Origin of the sequence: Rummeliibacillus sp. G93 (assembly GCF_023515935.1) — a bacterium.
Lineage (GTDB): Bacteria > Bacillota > Bacilli > Bacillales_A > Planococcaceae > Rummeliibacillus > Rummeliibacillus stabekisii.
In genome coordinates, this window is the sequence record NZ_CP097314.1 from 172,696 (window position 1) to 191,381 (window position 18,686).

At 35.1% G+C, this 18,686-nt stretch carries 16 protein-coding genes, 1 pseudogene and 1 riboswitch; of the genes and pseudogenes, 12 read left to right on the forward strand and 5 right to left on the reverse strand.

The window, feature by feature from the left end:
• Positions 1–42 precede the first annotated feature (42 nt).
• Positions 43–774 (reverse strand): oxygen-insensitive NADPH nitroreductase, encoded by a 732-nt coding sequence (gene nfsA / locus M2M59_RS00930; protein ID WP_249775187.1) that lies wholly within the window; start codon positions 772–774, stop codon positions 43–45.
• Between the two features lie 176 nt (positions 775–950).
• Positions 951–1,062: riboswitch (SAM riboswitch) on the forward strand.
• A gap of 108 nt (positions 1,063–1,170) precedes the next feature.
• On the opposite strand from nfsA, the gene M2M59_RS00935 reads away from it, so the two are divergent.
• On the forward strand, positions 1,171–2,466 hold the full coding sequence (locus M2M59_RS00935; RefSeq protein WP_249775188.1) for an O-acetylhomoserine aminocarboxypropyltransferase/cysteine synthase family protein: 1,296 nt from the start codon (positions 1,171–1,173) through the stop codon (positions 2,464–2,466).
• A gap of 236 nt (positions 2,467–2,702) precedes the next feature.
• Positions 2,703–3,689, forward strand: a complete 987-nt coding sequence (locus tag M2M59_RS00940; protein WP_249775189.1) for a homoserine dehydrogenase — start codon at positions 2,703–2,705, stop codon at positions 3,687–3,689.
• A gap of 317 nt (positions 3,690–4,006) precedes the next feature.
• Here M2M59_RS00940 and M2M59_RS00945 read toward each other — a convergent pair whose 3' ends face one another.
• A complete protein-coding gene (locus M2M59_RS00945; protein WP_249775190.1) occupies positions 4,007–4,564 on the reverse strand; it encodes a histidine phosphatase family protein in 558 nt (185 codons plus the stop codon).
• A gap of 257 nt (positions 4,565–4,821) precedes the next feature.
• Between M2M59_RS00945 and M2M59_RS00950 the strand changes: the two genes are divergently transcribed.
• Positions 4,822–7,116 carry a bifunctional glycosyltransferase family 2 protein/CDP-glycerol:glycerophosphate glycerophosphotransferase gene (locus M2M59_RS00950; protein ID WP_249775191.1) on the forward strand — a complete coding sequence of 765 codons (2,295 nt, stop codon included), beginning with the start codon at positions 4,822–4,824 and terminating at the stop codon, positions 7,114–7,116.
• Between the two features lie 49 nt (positions 7,117–7,165).
• On the opposite strand, the pseudogene M2M59_RS00955 reads toward M2M59_RS00950, so the two are convergent.
• Positions 7,166–8,380 (reverse strand): annotated as a pseudogene (locus M2M59_RS00955) (CDP-glycerol glycerophosphotransferase family protein); the annotation flags it as partial.
• Between the two features lie 398 nt (positions 8,381–8,778).
• Between M2M59_RS00955 and tagD the strand changes: the two are divergent.
• A complete protein-coding gene (gene tagD / locus M2M59_RS00960) occupies positions 8,779–9,177 on the forward strand; it encodes a glycerol-3-phosphate cytidylyltransferase (protein ID WP_249775192.1) in 399 nt (132 codons plus the stop codon).
• A 153-nt stretch (positions 9,178–9,330) separates the two neighbouring features.
• Here tagD and M2M59_RS00965 read toward each other — a convergent pair whose 3' ends face one another.
• On the reverse strand, positions 9,331–9,561 hold the full coding sequence (locus tag M2M59_RS00965) for a MerR family transcriptional regulator (protein WP_147195628.1): 231 nt from the start codon (positions 9,559–9,561) through the stop codon (positions 9,331–9,333).
• A 167-nt stretch (positions 9,562–9,728) separates the two neighbouring features.
• On the opposite strand from M2M59_RS00965, the gene M2M59_RS00970 reads away from it, so the two are divergent.
• From M2M59_RS00970 to M2M59_RS00990, 5 genes are all read left to right on the forward strand, one after another.
• The gene (locus M2M59_RS00970) at positions 9,729–10,517 is read left to right on the forward strand and encodes a hypothetical protein (RefSeq protein WP_249775193.1); all 789 of its coding nucleotides are present in this window, start codon (positions 9,729–9,731) and stop codon (positions 10,515–10,517) included.
• A gap of 276 nt (positions 10,518–10,793) precedes the next feature.
• Positions 10,794–11,489 carry a response regulator transcription factor gene (locus M2M59_RS00975; protein WP_249775194.1) on the forward strand — a complete coding sequence of 232 codons (696 nt, stop codon included), beginning with the start codon at positions 10,794–10,796 and terminating at the stop codon, positions 11,487–11,489.
• A complete protein-coding gene (locus M2M59_RS00980; RefSeq protein WP_249775195.1) occupies positions 11,464–11,631 on the forward strand; it encodes a hypothetical protein in 168 nt (55 codons plus the stop codon). The genes M2M59_RS00975 and M2M59_RS00980 overlap by 26 nt, the downstream gene beginning before the upstream one ends.
• Positions 11,628–13,844, forward strand: a complete 2,217-nt coding sequence (locus M2M59_RS00985) for a sensor histidine kinase (RefSeq protein ID WP_249775196.1) — start codon at positions 11,628–11,630, stop codon at positions 13,842–13,844. Before M2M59_RS00980 ends, M2M59_RS00985 begins: the two co-directional genes overlap by 4 nt.
• A gap of 159 nt (positions 13,845–14,003) precedes the next feature.
• Positions 14,004–14,687 carry a nuclease-related domain-containing protein gene (locus tag M2M59_RS00990; protein ID WP_221297951.1) on the forward strand — a complete coding sequence of 228 codons (684 nt, stop codon included), beginning with the start codon at positions 14,004–14,006 and terminating at the stop codon, positions 14,685–14,687.
• A gap of 62 nt (positions 14,688–14,749) precedes the next feature.
• Here M2M59_RS00990 and M2M59_RS00995 read toward each other — a convergent pair whose 3' ends face one another.
• Positions 14,750–15,961, reverse strand: coding sequence for an AI-2E family transporter (locus M2M59_RS00995; protein WP_249775197.1), 1,212 nt, complete (start codon positions 15,959–15,961; stop codon positions 14,750–14,752).
• Between the two features lie 280 nt (positions 15,962–16,241).
• On the opposite strand from M2M59_RS00995, the gene M2M59_RS01000 reads away from it, so the two are divergent.
• The 3 genes from M2M59_RS01000 (at position 16,242) to M2M59_RS01010 (ending at position 18,686) form a co-directional block, all read left to right on the forward strand.
• Positions 16,242–17,057, forward strand: coding sequence for a lipid II flippase Amj family protein (locus tag M2M59_RS01000; RefSeq protein ID WP_249775960.1), 816 nt, complete (start codon positions 16,242–16,244; stop codon positions 17,055–17,057).
• Positions 17,058–17,165: 108 nt separating this feature from the next.
• A complete protein-coding gene (locus tag M2M59_RS01005) occupies positions 17,166–17,477 on the forward strand; it encodes a hypothetical protein (protein ID WP_249775198.1) in 312 nt (103 codons plus the stop codon).
• 114 nt (positions 17,478–17,591) lie between these two features.
• Positions 17,592–18,686: a metallophosphoesterase gene (locus M2M59_RS01010; RefSeq protein ID WP_249775199.1), complete on the forward strand. Its 1,095-nt coding sequence runs from the start codon at positions 17,592–17,594 to the stop codon at positions 18,684–18,686.

The window sequence follows — 18,686 nt, forward strand, 5'->3', positions numbered from 1 at the left end:
CTATAAGGCAGGCAAAAGCCAAAAACCTTATAGAGCGTTTTTCTATTTCCAAGTAAATCCTTTGGATGCAAGGAAGTCTTTGATAAATGGACGACGCTGTTCCACTAAGAAATCAGCCATTTGTTTTGTCCAATTCGACATTTTTTGATTCGATGAACGATGTTGGTAGTATTCTTCTAATGTCGCATCATATTCATCAAGTAATGTATCGTATTTTTCTTCATCATAACTATTTTCATGTAGCACGGCATCCAGTGGAAGTCTTGGTTTTGTTTCATTTCTTTTCGTCGGTTTTCCGATCGTCATGGCGAACATAGGAAAAACGTGTTCAGGCAGATTGAATAATTCACTGATATCAGCTGGGTTATTGCGTGCACCGCCAATATAACAAATGCCGTATCCTTCTGATTCAGCAGCAATAACAAAGTTTTGTGCAAATAGTGCTACGTCGGCTACGCCTGCAAGAAGGTTTTCAGCAGAATCAGCCACAATTTCTACACCTTGCTTTTTGCCGGCAGCCTCCAAACGCTTGAAGTCAACGCAGAATAAGAAAGAAGCACCCGCTGTTTTGAATTGGAACTCATTGTTAGAGAGCTCGCCTAATTTTTTCTTTTTGTCGGCATCAGTTACCCAGATGACACTGTATGCTTGGATGAAATGTGAGGTAGCAGCCATTTGTGCTGTTTCAATTAAATCTCGTACAACCTCTCTTGGTATCTCTTCACCTGTATATTTTCGAACTGATGAATGGCTACGCAATAAATCTTTAACCATCTGTAGAACAACTCCTATTTTGTGGATTTCTCTAATTAACTATAGGAGAAATTGTAGGAAATGACTAGCGAAACGAATCCGCTTGTATGTAATATTTAGAAATATCAAAAAATAGTATTGACTTTTTAAAATGCAATACCTATACTTACAACAACAAGATGGAACAGAATAAATTACCTTTATCAAGAGTGGCGGAGGGAAAGGCCCTGCGATGCCCGGCAACCAGTAAGTTATCTTACATGGTGCTAATTCCTACAGATTCTTTATTGCGAATCTGACAGATAAGGGGAGGAAAATGCTAATGACCCTCTTCTTATGTGAAGAAGGGTTTTTCTTTTGGAAAAATCCTTGCCACACCTCAGCTTTCCATCTCAAACTATATTAGGGGGAATTAGAATGACAGAATTTCGTAAAGAGACTTTAGCAGTACGTGGTGGCCAAACGCCTGATCCTACAACTGGTGCAATTGGGGTGCCAATATACCGAACAACAGCCTATAGATTTAATGATACAGAGCATGCACGGAAATTATTCGCCTTGGAAGAGCCAGGCAATATTTATTCTCGAATCATGAATCCAACTGTTGATGTCTTTGAAAAACGAGTAGCCTTGCTTGAAGGTGGAACAGCAGCGGTTGCTCTATCATCAGGCATGGCGGCCATTTCATTTTCTATTTTAAATATAGCGCGTGCTGGTGATCATATAGTTTCAGCTGCGAGTGTGTATGGAGGAACGTACAATTTATTTGCTAATACTTTGCCGCGATACGGAATCAATACTACATTTGTAGATGAACGGAAGCTTGAAGATTTTGAAGGGGCAATCCAAAAAAATACAAAAGCGATTTATGTTGAAACGATTGGTAATCCTAGTCTTTCAGTAGCAGATATCGAAAGTATTGCGGATATTGCCCATCGACACGAAATCCCTCTAATCATCGACAATACATTTGCCTCACCGATTGGATGTAGTCCTATTGAATATGGCGCTGATATTGTGATTCACTCTGCGACTAAGTGGATTGGCGGGCACGGTACAACAATCGCTGGCGTGGTGGTGGATGCAGGCAAGTTTGATTGGACACGAGGCAAATTCCCTGACTATACAGAAAGAGATGAATCCTATCATGGCATCCGCTATGGCATTGATGTGAGTAATGCAGCTTTCGCTACACGCCTGCGCGTACAATTGCTGCGCGACTTTGGGCCAACGCTTAGCCCAGATGCTGCCTTCCAACTATTGCAAGGTCTTGAAACACTGCATCTTCGTGTGCCTTATCATAATGAAAATGCTAGAAAGGTAGCTGAATACTTACGTCAGCATCCTCAGGTGGAATGGGTAGGATACAATGGCTTCTCTGATAGTGAATTCGCTCCTCTTGCTAAAAAGTATCTAAAGAATGGCTATGGCTCTGTTCTTACATTTGGAATTAAAGGAGGCAGAGATGCTGGACGCGAATTTATCGACAATGTCGAATTGTTCTGTCACGTGGCAAATGTAGGAGATGCCCGCTCATTGATTATTCATCCGGCCTCAACAACTCATCAACAATTAAACAGTGAAGAGTTGAAAAAATCAGGCGTGCAAGAGGAATTAATTCGCTTATCTATTGGGTTAGAAGCAATCGATGATATCATCTCTGCACTAGAAGAAGCATTCACAAAGGTAAGCCCAAAAGTTGCAGCAAAATAATTTGTTAATGAGTTTCGCTTCGCCTCAGGGAAGTAGCAGCATTTCCTAAAAAATTTTTTAAATAAATAAAGAAAAGAGTGATGGATTGTCTTTTCACTCTTTTCATTTTGATTTAAATGAACACTCCAGGTACACACATGTCTTTTGTAGGAGGATTTATCTTGTAAACATACTCTGTGTAAGCTAAAATCATCAGTATGTAGATTAATTCAGTATAAGACAATGGAGGCGGTTTTTTGAAAAAGGTAAAGGTTGCTATATTAGGTTTTGGTACAGTTGGCCAGGGGGTCTATCGCATATTAACAGAAAAGCGCAGTCAATTGAAACAGATGCTAGATGTCGACCTAGAAGTAGCAAAAGTCCTCGTCAGCAATCCGAATAAGCCACGTCCTCATGCTGCTAAAGAGATGCTGACAAATCAAATAGAGGAAATCCTGGATATTTCGAATCTTGATGTTGTTTTCGAAGCAATTGTAGGAGAGGAACCTGCATATCAATACCTTGACCGCCTTATTGAAAAGGGATGCAACGTTATCACCGCTAATAAAGTGATGTTTTCTAAGCATGGCAAATCACTTCAGGAAAAAGCAGCGAAACATGGAGTGCAGGTAGGTTTTGAGGCAACAGTTGCAGGCGGCGTTCCTGTTATAAAAACGATGCAAAATCTGCTTCGTGTCAATGAGGTACAGCGCATTCAAGGTATATTAAATGGAACATCCAATTACATATTGACCCAAATGCGTGCAAGAGGAATGGCATTTGAGGATGCTTTAGAAGATGCACAGAAATTAGGCTACGCTGAAGCAGATCCTTATAACGATATATCAGGCCAAGATGCTTTTCGAAAACTAATGATCCTCAGTGAACTAGCATTTAAAGAGCAGCCAGATTGGAAGGATGTAAAAGTACAAGGTATTAATGAAATCACATCCCAACAAGTAAAAGAAGCAACTGAAAAAGGCATGCGCTACCGACATATTGCACTAGTCCAAAAAAATTATAAAACAGGCGAGGTGCATGCGACAGTTAGACCTGAGCTCATAGATCAGAGTCACCCTCTCTATTCAATTGAGGAAGTAAACAACGCTGTTGCCATTGAGGCGGATCTGCTAGGCACCGTAACACTTGTAGGCCCAGGAGCGGGAATGCTTCCGACTGCGAGCGCGATGGTGGAAGATTATGGCGATATGCTGACAAAAACTAAAACTGTTATTTCAATTTAACTCAATTAAAAGATATTTATCATAATATTGGTTTAAAAAGAAAGGATAGATGAACAGGAGTGTGGGCCTGTATACATCTATCCTTTTGCATTATATAACTTTTCTTCTTAGTCTTTTAGGTTGAAGAGTAGTTTTTCATGGCTTTACACTTCATACTTTTATCGTCTACTTAATCGGCATATCTTTCCATGAATAAACTGGTATTGTCGCAATCCATAACGTATCTTTCATGAAATGAAAAAAATTCCAGAATAAATTGATATAGAGTTCAGGAGCAATTGTGTTAATAACAATAACGCCAATTAAATAAAAAAGAATTAATATCTATCCCAAATTCTTTCTACGTTTCTTAATACTTTTCCGTCAAAATTCAATTTATATATATCTGGCATATCAAGATTCTGCCAAAAAGAAAAATTATACTGTCTGTCAAAGAAATTCATGATTAGCACCATGATATTTCCATGTGTTCCTATCACTACATTTTTATCTTTATAGTTGTCTAATATTTTAAATGTAGCTTCAATACCCCTTTTTTGAGCCACAACGTTAGACTCTCCACCTTCCCATGAAAAGTTGTAGTCTTCCCATACTTTTGCTATTGCAAAAGCAAAATCATTTGAAGGGACTGTAGTTAAAGTCCGTTCTTTAAAACCTTCTATAATTCCTACATCTGTATGTATGTATTCTGCTATGCCCTCTACGGTTTGAACCGCTCTTTTATAAGGACTTGAAAGAACAACATCAATTCCCTCTGTTTTTAATAATCTTGTAACCAGAGTGACATCAGAAAATCCCTTTTCTGATAAAGGTCTATTTAATTCATCAGGTGTATAGGTAGAATGTGCATGCCTAACAAAATATAAATTAGTCATTGTATCAGCTCCTGACAGTAATGATCCAATTGTAGCATCAGGGTATCGATGCTTATTAATCTATTTGTCGCGTTAGTTAGCCTTTCAAAAAGTTCTTAATCACCACAGACCATCTAATTCGACCTAATCCAAAAAAGTAGTAAATATGGAGACTAAAGGCTTCCTATGTCAAAAATTTGATGTTTCTAACTATATTATTAGGGAAAATAATGTATAATTGTTTATAACTTCAAATAGTTGGAGAGAGGGGACTTACCGTGTTTTTTTCAATAGTTACATCTTATAAAGAAAGCAGCGAAACATTTCTCTATAATTATAAAGAAAGTTTAGAAAACCAAACATTTAAGGACTTTGAAATAGTTTTTTTACATAACAATTCTAAAGTGATTTCTAAGCTGAAGGAATCAAAATTGGACGTTAACGACATTAACATGTCTGGGAATAACCACTTACAAGAATATAAAAATATGGGCATCAAGCATGCAAATGGAAAGTATATCATTTTCCTAGATTCGGATGATTACTTACACCCTAATGCTTTAATTTATGCAAAACAAATAATAGATGAAGATCCTGATCAAACAAATGTTTTAAAGTTTGGAATTACAAAAACTATGTTGGACAAGAAAACGACTTTCAGAGAAAGAGGACAATCTTTATACAATAACGATTCTTTTGGTACCCTTCAAGCCGTTTTAAAGGCTAGTGATATAGATGCAGACAAAGAAAAAATAGCTAAAGTAATAAACGGAATGTACGAAAGTAACCTAATCCAACATACGTATACTAGTGTAGAGTCTAAAAAGTATTTCAAGAAACTTGACTATCATTTTAGATCACATAGTTTCATCCTCAAAAAGTCATTTCTAGAGGAAAGCGGGTTAAACTTCCATTCATCCAATGACTTGTATGGAGATATCCCATTTTTAGTTGACTTGTACAACCATGTCGATGTAATTAAACAAACAACGACAAAATTGTATTTTAAATATATTCATAATGACTCTATAAACTATCCATCATTAACGCAAGAAATTAGAGATGATAGATTATTAAAAAAGTGTCAAGCTTTCGATGAAGCTCTTGATTATTGTAAAGACCTTGAAATGGCACGGAAAATTAAATTAGCCGCTATTAACTATTATTTGTATCAAATTGATACAAATAAATCGTTTAGGGAATCGTTCGATGAAATGTTACCAGTTTATTCAACTTTAAATCACTTATTGAATAAAACTTCTAACCCTATCAAATTAAGAAAAAGGCATAAACCAGAAATCCTGCCAATTAAATCAAGCAATTATAAAACCGCTTACAAAATTAGCAAGGCACGGATTTTTGGATATAAAGCTTATCAATTTTTAAAACCAAAAAACAAAAGATTTAGACAGAGAAAAATCCAAGAAAATGTTTTTGCAAGGTTGCCGATTAAAAGTAATACGATTATTTATGAAAGTTTCCTTGGCAGAAATTATTCAGATAGCCCTAAATCGATATTTAAATATTTATTAGAGAAAGAACCAAATAACTGGAAGCATATCTGGGTACTAAATAATGAAGAGATAATTAAAGATGAAACAGAATTTACAAATCCTAATGTAAAAGTGATTAAGCGCTTCGGATGGAAATATTTTTATTACGCGACAGTTTCTAAATACTTCGTGCTAAATATGAGACAACCAAAATGGCTTGCTAAAAAAGAAGATCAAATTATTTTATCAACTTGGCATGGGACGCCGCTTAAACGTTTGGTATTCGATATGGAAAATGTGACTTCTGCGAATAAAAATTATAAAAATGACTTCTATAATCAATCCAGAAAGTGGGACTACTTGATAGCAGCGAATAAATATAGCGAAAATATTTTTGCGAGTGCATTTATGTATCCTAAAGAGCGCATGCTAACTTATGGATATCCAAGAAACGATATTTTATATAATTATACAGCAGACTACAAAACAATGATAAAAAATAAATTAGGTATTCCGTTAGACAAAGAAGTAATACTTTACGCACCAACTTGGAGAGATGATGAATACCATTCAGCTGGGAATTATAAATTTAACCTCCAATTAGATTTAAATCGTCTTAAGGAAGAATTGGGAGATAAATATGTCATCATATTAAGAATGCACTATTTTATCTCTGATAATCTTAATTTAGAGGGCTTTGAGAATTTTGCATATGATGTATCCAGGTATAATGATGTAAATGATTTATATATAATAAGTGATCTTCTCATAACTGACTATTCGTCTGTATTTTTTGATTATGCTAATTTACGTAAACCAATACTGTTTTACACATATGATATAAAAAAATATAAAGATGTATTAAGAGGATTTTATATTGATATGGAAAAAGAGCTGCCTGGCCCACTTCTTTATAATTCTGAAGAAGTTATCGATAGTATTAAAAATATCCAAAGGGTTAAAAATATTTACGAAACAAGATATAATCAATTTTATGAAACATTTTGTTCCCTTGATGATGGAAAAGCTACAGAACGTGTTGTAGATAAAGTATTTAACGAAGATACAAGAAAGAGTTGAGCATCAGAAATACAAAAAAGTCCCAGCCGTATTAAGGCTCGGACTTTTTTCATTTTTTCCGGAATACTTTTTCTACTACTTGGGATGAGGCATGCCCATCTTCAAGCCCACAGAATTTTTCATAGAATGACATAAAAGATGAATCCATTAATCCATTCGTCTGCTCAAATTTCTTAACCTCTTCAATTACCGCCTCTGTAGTTTTCACAAGCGGACCAGGTGCTAGGTTTTCAAAATCGAAGTAAAAACCCCTGAGTTTGTCACGATAAGTATCGATGTCATATGCAAAGAAAATCATTGGGCGCTTTAAATTTGCGTAATCAAAGAAAACAGAGGAATAGTCGGTTATTAGGATATCAGAAACTAAATATAGCTGACTAATGTCGACGAAATCTGAAAAATTATAGGCAAACCCTTCAAAATCCTTAAGGTCCAAATTCTCAGCTATTAAGTAATGCAGCCTTAATAATATGACATAGTCTTCACCTAGAGCGGCTTGAAGCATATGCAAATCAAGTTGTAAATTAAATTTGTATTTACCAACAGAATAAAATTCATCATCTCTCCAAGTAGGCGCATACAAAATAATCTTCTTATCATGTGGTAATTCTAAACTTTCCTTCAGTCGTTGAATGTTTTCATGGCTATGGCTGGTATAAAGAATATCATTTCTTGGGTAACCGCTTTCAATAATTTTTTCTTTAGGAACGTTGAAGGCTCTTGAAAATATTTCGGTCGAATACGTATTAGGTGAGATTAGATAATCCCACTTGCTCGTTTCGCTGTGAAAATTTTTTTTGTATTTTTCCGTTGTTGTTCCAGGCATATGGACTTCTTTCATATCAGCTGCTAATTTCTTTAACGGCGTTCCATGCCAAGTTTGCAAATAAGTCGTATGTTTTGGTTTTGGAATCCAAAGAGGCAAACGGCTGTTTGAAACCCAATAGCCCGCTCTCGCCATCTTTATGAGCCATTTCACAGAGAAACGACGCAAATAAGGAATACCCTCTTCTTGAAAATAAGCAGTATAGTTTTTATCTACACTCCAGTACATCTTATAATCTGACTGTGTATCCCTCAAATATTCATATATAGCCCTTGGATTACAGCTATACTGCTTTCCTAAAAAGCTTTCAAAAATGATTAGCTTTTCATCTCCCGGCAAGTGGCTGGAAAAAGTAAAGATTTTTTTGTAGATTCTTGTTAATAAGGATTTGCTTTTCTTCTTTAAAGTAGAAACATATGATTGTATGTTGTTTTTCTGGCTCACTTACACTTCTTCTCCTTAGGGAATGACTTTCTATTAGTCTTCTATTTTATACCCAACTATATAGGATAATCGAACTTTTTATTTTATAAATTTTACTAACCATAGTATTATAAATCTACCATATACCAAGTACTTCATACGATTATAGTGTTTATTCGAAAGATATATTCAACATTCATAGAAAAATGTTTATTTAAATTGAAAATTGATTCAAGTATAATTATTTTAAAAGTTAAATGATTAAAAAATTGAGTTTTGTAACACCAGTATTGCAAGTATTATCTCGGCGCTAGTGTACAAAAGTTAAGTAATTAATTTTATCATTAACAGCAAAATAATTATATACTTTTTTTGATATTTTTGGTACCTTATATCTTGTAGGAGGCAAAAAAATGAAAAAAATTATTACTTATGGAACCTTTGATTTACTTCATTGGGGACATATTAATTTACTAAAAAGAGCTAAAGCGCTTGGAGATTACCTAGTTGTAGCAATTTCTACTGATGAGTTCAACGCCCTTAAAGACAAAAAGGCCTATCATAGCTTCGAAAATCGCAAGGCGATATTAGAATCAATCAAATATGTTGATAAGGTTATTCCAGAAAATACCTGGGAGCAAAAAAAAGAAGATATCATCCGAGAAAATATTGATATTTTCGTTATGGGGGATGATTGGGAAGGGAAATTTGATGACCTTAAGGAGTACTGCGAAGTAGTTTACCTCCCAAGAACTGACGGAATCTCTACAAGTAAAATCAAAAATGACTTACTTCAAGTAAATAATGACTAAAAGTAGTTTTAATATAGTTTAAAGAGAAAAGACGTAGACATCTAACGTCTTTTTTATATACCATTCCTGTTCTTTCTGCACAATTAAAATCTTATGTATAAAAATACTTTAATCAAAAAAAGCACTCATCATTTAGATAGGTGCTTTTACTATTTAATCCTCATCCTTAATATCAATATCCTCTGGAATGGGTGTGTTTTTCCATATTTCAATTTCTTCTTTTATTCTCTCCAACTGTTCAAAATAACGTTCAAATTGGTCGCTATTAACGAGGAATTGCTGGCCATCATGTACAGCGCGTATCCTTCCTTCTAAGACATAGCGCATCACTTGATGTTCGGGCATAGAGAGATCCTGTGCTGTATCTGCCACACTTTTGTACATCAAAAGAACCCCCTTTTTGCTTCATTATACTAGTAGATGTGGGGTTGCTCAACTGCTGGGTTGTTAGCTACAATATAAGAGCGAGAACCCACTGGTTTCTCGCTAACTTTTTGCTAAGAAGTATTCTAGCAAAGATGAAGCATATTTTATAAAATGAGGTTTATTTTTTGAAGAATAATAAAAGGCTTCTATGGGCAACTTTAGTGATATTAGCGATGATTGGTGTTTTATTAATTGCATTTTATGAATTAGCTCCAAAAAAAGAGACGAAAGAAACGACCCTAAGAAATGAAAAACCAAAGACTTTGAAAATAGTAGAAAGTGGTGGAGGCGATTTCTTAAAGACGCAAGGGCAAAAAGTGAGGGAAAAAGATAGAGCGACACTTGAGTTAATTCAACATTACAATATAAGGAAAGAGTATAATGTTGGCGAAATGCATATCTTTGTTAAGGAAGTTAAACTGATAAAAATGACAGATATAGTTGATGAAGAGAAACAGTATTTAAATAATTATAATAATAAGTCGATAGAGGATTTACTTAAAGAAAAAAACAAATACAAAGATGCAGATTGGAATGAATTAAATGAGGCTGTTCAAAAATCCGGATGGAAGATTAAAGACCATGCATATTACATAGAAATTATCTATAAAGTGACTAATCAATATCCTGAGGAAGTACAGTTCTTTAGCTTCCTAGATGTTCAATTTGATGGAGAAAGTTTTTTCGTTCCAAGAAGAAATTTTATCTTTAGTGATGATACCTTTGTTGGCGAAAGTAGCGCTTCAAGAGTCGACTATCGTAAAGGTGAAAAAAGAGAGGGAAGAATAGGCCTATTGCTGAAACAACGTCCTAAACAAATGGGTGACATTCAGTTCTCTACAGACAATGTACGTAATGGTGTTACGCACGAATTGATAAGATCAGGAAAGAACTTTGACATTCCTTTAAAGTAGTAACTCTATTTCCAGAGCTGTATCATACTCCATTTTAGAATCAAGTAGAGTGGGCAAGTTACAAAAACAAACTATTATCACTTAGGAATGAAGTGATCTTAGTTTGTTTTTTGTTGTTTATTATTGTTGGTGTTAGAAAGTTCTCTTCGATAGGGTTGTGAAATCCTGTAAAATAGGATTAAATCTTAAGAATTTCTTCATTTTTAGGCTCACTTCTTTTTAAGATTTAACCTGTAAAATGAACTATATAGAAAACAGTGAAATGAGGTGCATGAAGTGGCATCCTATACGATATTAGTCACAGATGATGACCAAGATATTCGTGATGGCATTGAAATCTACTTGAAAAACGAAGGTTACCATGTATTAAAAGCAGCGAATGGGTTAGAGGCATTGGAAAGATTAATGGAAAATGAAGTTCATTTAATCATATTGGATATTATGATGCCAGAAATGGACGGCATACAAGCAACTTTTAAAATTCGAGAAGAACAAAATATCCCGATTATTATGCTGAGCGCAAAAGCGGAGGATGGAGATAAAATTCACGGATTATCAGTTGGTGCCGATGATTATGTGACAAAGCCCTTCCACCCATTAGAACTAATGGCTCGCGTTAAATCTCAATTGCGTCGCTACGTGAAACTAGGGACCTATCAAGAACAGCAAGGGAAAGTAGTATTAGGCGGGTTAGCATTAGATGCAGAAGCAAAGGAATTGTCGCTGGACGGCGAGCCTATAAAACTGACAAAGATTGAATATAACATCGTAGAACTCTTAATCACCAATGCAGGTCGTGTATTTTCAATAGAAGAAATTTACGAGCGTGTTTGGAAAGAAGCGGCTTACAATGCGGATAATATTGTTGCAGTTCATATAAGAAAAATACGTGAAAAAATAGAAGTAGATCCAAAAAATCCAAAGTACTTAAAGGTGGTGTGGGGAATTGGCTACAAAATGGAAAGAGCATAGCGCATTGATTTGGTCAATCATCGCTTTGTTGCTTGCATTCGCTAGTCTTTTATATTGCTTATCATTTATTTTGCACTTTATTGATTTTAGTTTTGCCAAAGCCCTAGCTCAGCTAACACGTACAATTGGAGGAAACGCATGAAACGAAATAAATATATTGCCCAGTTGTCTCTAATATCTATTGTATTGGTTGGGCTATATTCATTTTTAGAATATGGCCACCAATACTTTCTGAAAAACTTTTTTGAATCTGATACTTTCCAATCAGATTATGACGATTTTACACACCAATTAGGCTCGCTTGTATTAAATCCAGCCGATGGAGATGAAGCGAAGAAAAAAATCAAGGTTTCTTCTAGTGAAATAGAGGATTATCGAAATTATTATGGAAGCTTAGGAGAGCAAATAGCCAATATTAAAGACCAGTATAGAGATAGGATCCAAGAAGCAAAAGATGCCAAGGCTACTACCGTAGAAGAGGCACTAATCAAAGAGCGAGAGAAAAAAATAAAAGATATCACAAAGAACTTTGAAGACGATCAATATGTACGCGACAAGATTATAAAAATTAAAGAAAAAGATATTGATCAGTATATAAGCGACAGAGAGAATAACAAAGAGGACTTTTTCAAATATTTCTCTTATTACTCATATAACCTCACTGATCTAGAGACAGGCCAATCATTTGTGAAGGGCAATGTGCAGGGAGATACAGCCTATACAAAGCGGTATAACCGTACCGATGATACCCTAGATTTATCATTATCTTCTGATGATATTGTCTATGAAGGAAGTGATGGAATCTCTTATGATGTGTCAAATTTATTGGAGCAGAAGACTCATCGATATACAGGAAGTATATCTATTTCAGAAAAATTATTTACACAATCAAGCTACTATGAGGAATATAAAAATTTTCAATTCCACAAACGACTTCTTTATTTTATTTGGTTAGTTAGTATATTTTCTATAATTGCCTTATTTTTATTACGTCCGTTTCAATTAGAGATACAGAAGGGCCGCGCACTTTACCAGTGGATACGCAAATGGCCTATTGATATAAGAGGGATATTTATTGCCTTAAATTTATTTGCGACTCTCTTTGCCGTTATTTTATTATCAGAACACTTTGTATTCACTCGTATATATGGAACTTTCTTTAATAAAGCGATGTTTGTTTTCACTTTTATATTCGAATTTGCTCTATTGTTTGTTTTAGTACATTTAATCATCAGGCAATCGATGATGTTGATGAAAGACTTGGATACAGGGGAGAAGCGTGCGAAAGCTATTAAAGGATCTATCCTTCTTCATGTAATAAAGGATATTCAACATTTATTTTTATCTAGAAGCATTGGTCTACAATCTATCGCATTGCTAATTACTGTTTTTTTAGCAGGCGTAGGCATAGTCATTGTATCGGATGGTAGTGGAGGGGCATTTTTACTTTACATGTTTTTATTTATGTTTGTAGCAACTCCAGCAGCATTAGTATTTCTGCGTCGCATGGGTTATTTAAATCGAATGATGAAACAGACAGAGGATATGGCTAAGGGGCGATTAAGCGGTGATATTCCCGTTCGAGGCAAATCACCTTTTGCCCAGCATGCAGCAAATTTGAACGCCTTACGTGAAGGTGTCCGTTCTTCTATTACCGAACAAGCGAAAAGTGAGAGGTTAAAAACGGAACTAATTACCAATGTCAGCCATGATTTAAGAACACCATTAACATCTATTATTACGTACACCGATTTATTGAAAAATCCTGCATTGACAGAGGATGAGCGTAATAGCTATATAGCGATATTAGATAAAAAATCACAACGCTTAAAAACATTGATTGAGGATCTATTCGAGGTGTCCAAGATGGCGACCGGTAATATCGAACTGCACAAACAGCGAGTTGATTTAAATCAACTAGTCAAGCAAGCAGTGGGCGAACATGAGGAAGAAATTGAAAAAGCAAATATGTCGTTCCGTGTGCAATTGTCAGAGGAGCCATTATTTGCATATGTAGATGGGCAAAAGTGGTGGCGCGTGTTAGATAACCTGTTGATCAATGCATTAAAGTATACAATGGAAGGAACACGTGTCTATATCACATTAGAGAGAGTGAATGATAAAGCGCAGTTTGTTATCAAAAATATTACGAAATATGAGTTTGGCGACCAAAATGTTGAGGAGCTCTATGAACGTTTTAAAAGAGCTGATACCGCTCGCCATACAGAAGGGTCAGGCCTTGGCCTTGCTATTGCTCAATCTATCGTCGATCTCCACCAAGGCAGCATGGAAATCACAATTGATGGCGATTTATTTAAAGTGGTTGTTTCTGTGCCATTAGAGCGTTTATATTGAAAAAATATAAATAGGTTCCAGAATTCTATATTGAATTCTGGGCTTTTTTTAATTCCATCAATAAACTAGTAGCTAAAAACAATATAATATAGGAAAATGATATTAATAATAATCTATTTACTGGTAAAAATATAAAAAGGTAGAAGTGGGTGATATACATTGATTATAATAGGAATCATCTTTATTTGTTTTTTGCTTTCTATCCAATATGTTCGATATATTGGTTATGAAAAAAGTGAATATAAACAACTGACAGGCACATCATTCGGGAAAACCTTTTTTAACAAGGGGCTATATGGGGAATATTTAATTGTAAAAGAGTTGCAAAAGTTGCCGGGCAAGCATAAAACGCTAGTCAATCTTTATATTCCTAAGCCAAATGGAGATACAACGGAAATCGACGTTATATTCATACATGAAAGTATGATTTATGTGATTGAATCTAAAAATTATAGCGGATGGATTTATGGTAGAGAACGCGATTATAAATGGACTCAGGTTTTTCAAAATAAAAAGAAGTATAAATTTTACAATCCTATCAAGCAAAATCGATCACATATACAACATTTGCAGCGTTTACTTTCAAGTGTAGATGAGAAGTTTTTTTATTCTCTGATTGTTTTTAGCAACCGTTGCACTCTGAAATCAATTGATATTGAATCAGAGTGTATAGAAGTTATCAATCGTAATAGGTTGCATGTGGTGAAGAAGATTAACGCTCTTCATAGGCCTGATGCAATACCAGTTAATCTTATCTACAATAAATTGTTGCCTTATACAAATGTAGAAGTACAAGTGAAAGAGAAACATATGAATGATCTTCGCAAGAAGCACTCATCTTAAACGAAAAAATGAAAGAGCTAGAGTACAGAACACACTGAACTCTAGCTCTTTTATACATTCAACTATTTATCTTGAGATTCTGGACCTACAATAATTGGTGAGGTCTCGGTAGGAACCTCTTCTTCTTCTGTAATAATCTTTTTATCCGCAAACATGTTAGACTGCAATCGAATAAATTGATAAATATGTGTGACGATTACTTTTAGTACGGCATAGCCTGGTACCGCCAAGATAATACCTGGCAAACCAAATAGATTTCCAGCAGTCAAAATAACGAAAATAACCGTTATCGGATGGACTCGCAGGGATTTGCCCATGATTTGTGGAGATATTAGTTTTCCTTCAAGCAATTGAACGATGACCCAAACGATGGCTAATTTCAACAGCATAGATGGCGAATGAATCAGCGCAAGAATAATGGCTGGCGTGATAGCAATAATAGGCCCTAGATACGGCACTACATTCGTTACCATCGCAATGATTGCTAGCGTTAAGGCGTAATCTAAGCCGATAATAAAATAGCCAATTAAAAGCAATGTGCCGATACATAAGGATACGAAGATTTGACCACGTATATATGAACTTAACGCATGGTTCATTTCGCTTAAGATTCGCTTGGTTTCTGAACGTGATTGATCTGGCAAAAACTGTAGAATATATGTTGGCAGATTATCACCGTCCTTCAATAAATAGAAAAGAATAAAAGGAAGCACTGCCACAGCCAAAATCACTTCTGTAATGGTTCCTACAACTGAAAATATACCATGTGAAAAATCTGCTGCATTATTGCTGAGATAGCCTGACACACTTTGCGATATTCGATCAATATCAGCATTTAGAGGTTGCATCCATTTTTCAACAAAATCATTATGTGCCAATTGTAAAACCGTATGTTGCACCTCTTTTGTGAGAGTTGGAATATTCATGATGAGACTTTGAATCTGTTCTTTTAAAATTGGCAGAACAGAGGAAATAATGACCGTAAGTATGCCGATAATCAATACGTATAATAATAAAATGGATATAGTCCGCTTTACCCCAGCTCGCTCGGAGAAATCAATCAACGGATTGAATAAATAGAAGCAAATTCCTGCCAGTATGATCGGCAAAAAGATAGTTCTAATAAAGATAGCGAAAGGGATTAAAACAAATCCGATTTTAGATAGCGCTAGAAGAGTTATACTCAAGATGAAGACAATAAGTGTATAGATAACAAATTTGCTGTTTAAAATTTTCTTTTTGAAGATAGTGCCTTTTGAATCTTTAATCTGCATTATACTCACCCACCCCTGGTCATTCTTTAGAATGTATCCAACAAATGCTGCTTATTTTTGAACCTTGCTTAAAAAATAGCGTCTTGCTAGTTAGATAACTATTCTTTACCCTTTATAAGACTGTTTCTAACTAAATTGCTTGCTTATACTGTAATGGTTCATGTCTCGGATGCTTGCAAGTCCGGTGGAAGGCTGCTCATGATGAAATAGCAAAATGCTTTATGAAATTTACATAATGATTAGAGAATATTTATGATAGAGATTTCTATCATGGGAGGTTATACAGATTATTACGTCCAAACTTATCATCATCTCGCTATTTCTAGTGATTGTCACAATGATTGATACATTGGCTTATTCTACGAGAATATCGGGGGTTAGAGTGAAATTAATCGCTACGGCAATTTCTTTGTTTAGTACGCTTGTGATTGTTTCTAGATTCTCTACAATGATTCAACAGCCATTAACAGCTAAGCTTATTGTGGAAGCCCCAAAGATGGACAAATTAAGTTATATAGAGGATCAGTATCGAATATTAATTGCTGTGACATCATTAGGGGTTTTGCTCGGAATATTTCTTTTTCCTGCTTTTATTAACATTTTTTCAAGAGCTATTATTGGCTTATCAAATGAAAAGGGTTCTTTATTTACCTTATTTAAGAAGCAGTTCAATCTAAAGGGTATGAAAAATATTTTGCGTTGTTTTAGACTGCCAAAATGGCATTATTTGCACGATATCACATTCAAGACCATCCCTAAGCGTCTATTTATGATTAATATCCTCATCACAGCTGTATTTACAACAGGGGTACTCTCATCTATTTATGCCTCGATGCTAGTACCGAGCGATTATGCGCAGACAGCATTGATGTCTTCTGGAATTATCAATGGAATTGCGACATTGCTATTAACACTATTCATCGATCCAAAAGTGTCTGTATTAGCCGATCGAGTGATAAAAAAACAAGTAGATTATGTATATTTGAAAAGTTATTCATTAACCATGATTAGTTCAAAATTTTTAGGCACGCTTTTAGCTCAGCTACTGTTTGTCCCTGCGGCATATTATGTAGCTTGGTTTGCTGAATGGATTTAAGTTTCTGTTAAGTAACCCAATTGCTTATAAAGATACTATGGATAATCGCCTCTAATTTGCCGTAATTAACCAAAAATATATATAATTACTGGTAAGGGGGAGGAGAGTTTGGATAATATAAAATTTATGATTAGCCGGCTTCTGTTCAACTTGCAATTACACGCGGGTAAGTTTAGATTACTAGGCTATGCGGTCTTGCTAGATGCATTGCTAGCGATAGGAGATATTACTGTTTATTTAGCTTTACCAGAATTATTTATAGGGATCCTGTTGACTAGTATTTTAATGGTTGTTGTTAGGAGATACGCGCCTATTTTCTATAAAGTAATTTTAAAAAGAAGCGCTTTGTTAACTACTGTACTAACTGTATATTCTTGCATTATTTTTATGCATTACTTTATTTGGATTGCGCCATATTAAAATAAGTAAAAGCCTGATTTCCTTAGTAAAGTAAGAAATTGGGCTTGTTCTACTTCGTTATTTGATGGAAATATATTTACATACAGTTTAAAAAGGTGAGGAAAGGAGCGTTCTATGGGAGTTAGCAAAATAGTCAAAGGTCTTTTATTGCTTGTCATTTATAATTTGATTGTCTATTACCTTGGATGGAATGTGTACCACTTTTTATCAACCGTTTTTCACTCTCATTTTAGCCTTATATTTGCCATTGTTTGGCTTTATATCGCATATAGTATTGTCATCAGCAATTTCAATGAAAAGTTTCGTCTAACTAAAGTGGTGAGCGCCTACTGGATGGTGTTGGTCGAATATGGGCTTCTCTTGTTCCCGCTCGCTGATTTAGCCCTATGGCTCATTCCCTCACTAACAGTCTTATGGGTAGGAGTAGCTGTTATTGGCATATTCGCATTGATCATAGGAATTGGCTCATATATGGCGTATTCACCGGTCATTAGGAGAAAAGAGATAGCTGTTAAAAAAAATCATCCTGAAGGTAAAGATTTTCGTATGGTCATTGCGTCAGATTTTCATCTAGGCATCTTGTCTAACAAAAAGCTTTTACAAAAATTTGTGAATATGTCGAATGAGACAAAGCCTGACGTCGTATTATTAGTGGGTGATATTGTAGACGATCACCCGTATTGGTTTAAGGCATATCACATGGATGAGGTCATGAAAAAGTTAACTTCTACATATGGTGTATATGGAGTTTTAGGTAATCACGAATATTACGGTCGCCAAATTCCTATATTTGTAGAAGAAATGAAAAAATCTTCTGTAACCATCTTACAAGATGAAACAATATGTATAGCCGATGCGTTTTATTTAACAGGAAGGGAAGATAAGACGAATACTACTCGCAAGTCTTTAAAAGAATTAGCTGAGCATGTTGATCAGCAATATCCGTGGATAGTCATGGACCATACGCCATCAGATTTGAGCACACCTACAGAACTTGGTGTCGATATCCATCTCTCAGGCCATACTCATCTCGGGCAGATGTGGCCCAATCAGTGGATAACGAAAAAAACATTTGAGTTGGACTATGGTTATTTATTAAAAAATACAACGCACTATCTCGTATCATCTGGTTTTGGATTTTGGGGGCCACCGATTCGAACTAATAGCCGGAGTGAAATGTGGATTGTAGACGTGAAGTTGACGGATTAA

Coding starts and splice junctions, on each gene's coding strand:
- nfsA (WP_249775187.1), bottom strand. CDS start 774: ATGGTTAAAGATTTATTGCGTAGCCATTCATCAGTTCGAAAATATACA.
- M2M59_RS00935 (WP_249775188.1), top strand. CDS start 1,171: ATGACAGAATTTCGTAAAGAGACTTTAGCAGTACGTGGTGGCCAAACG.
- M2M59_RS00945 (WP_249775190.1), bottom strand. CDS start 4,564: ATGACTAATTTATATTTTGTTAGGCATGCACATTCTACCTATACACCT.
- tagD (WP_249775192.1), top strand. CDS start 8,779: ATGAAAAAAATTATTACTTATGGAACCTTTGATTTACTTCATTGGGGA.
- M2M59_RS00965 (WP_147195628.1), bottom strand. CDS start 9,561: ATGTACAAAAGTGTGGCAGATACAGCACAGGATCTCTCTATGCCCGAA.
- M2M59_RS00985 (WP_249775196.1), top strand. CDS start 11,628: ATGAAACGAAATAAATATATTGCCCAGTTGTCTCTAATATCTATTGTA.
- M2M59_RS00995 (WP_249775197.1), bottom strand. CDS start 15,961: ATGCAGATTAAAGATTCAAAAGGCACTATCTTCAAAAAGAAAATTTTA.
- M2M59_RS01010 (WP_249775199.1), top strand. CDS start 17,592: ATGGGAGTTAGCAAAATAGTCAAAGGTCTTTTATTGCTTGTCATTTAT.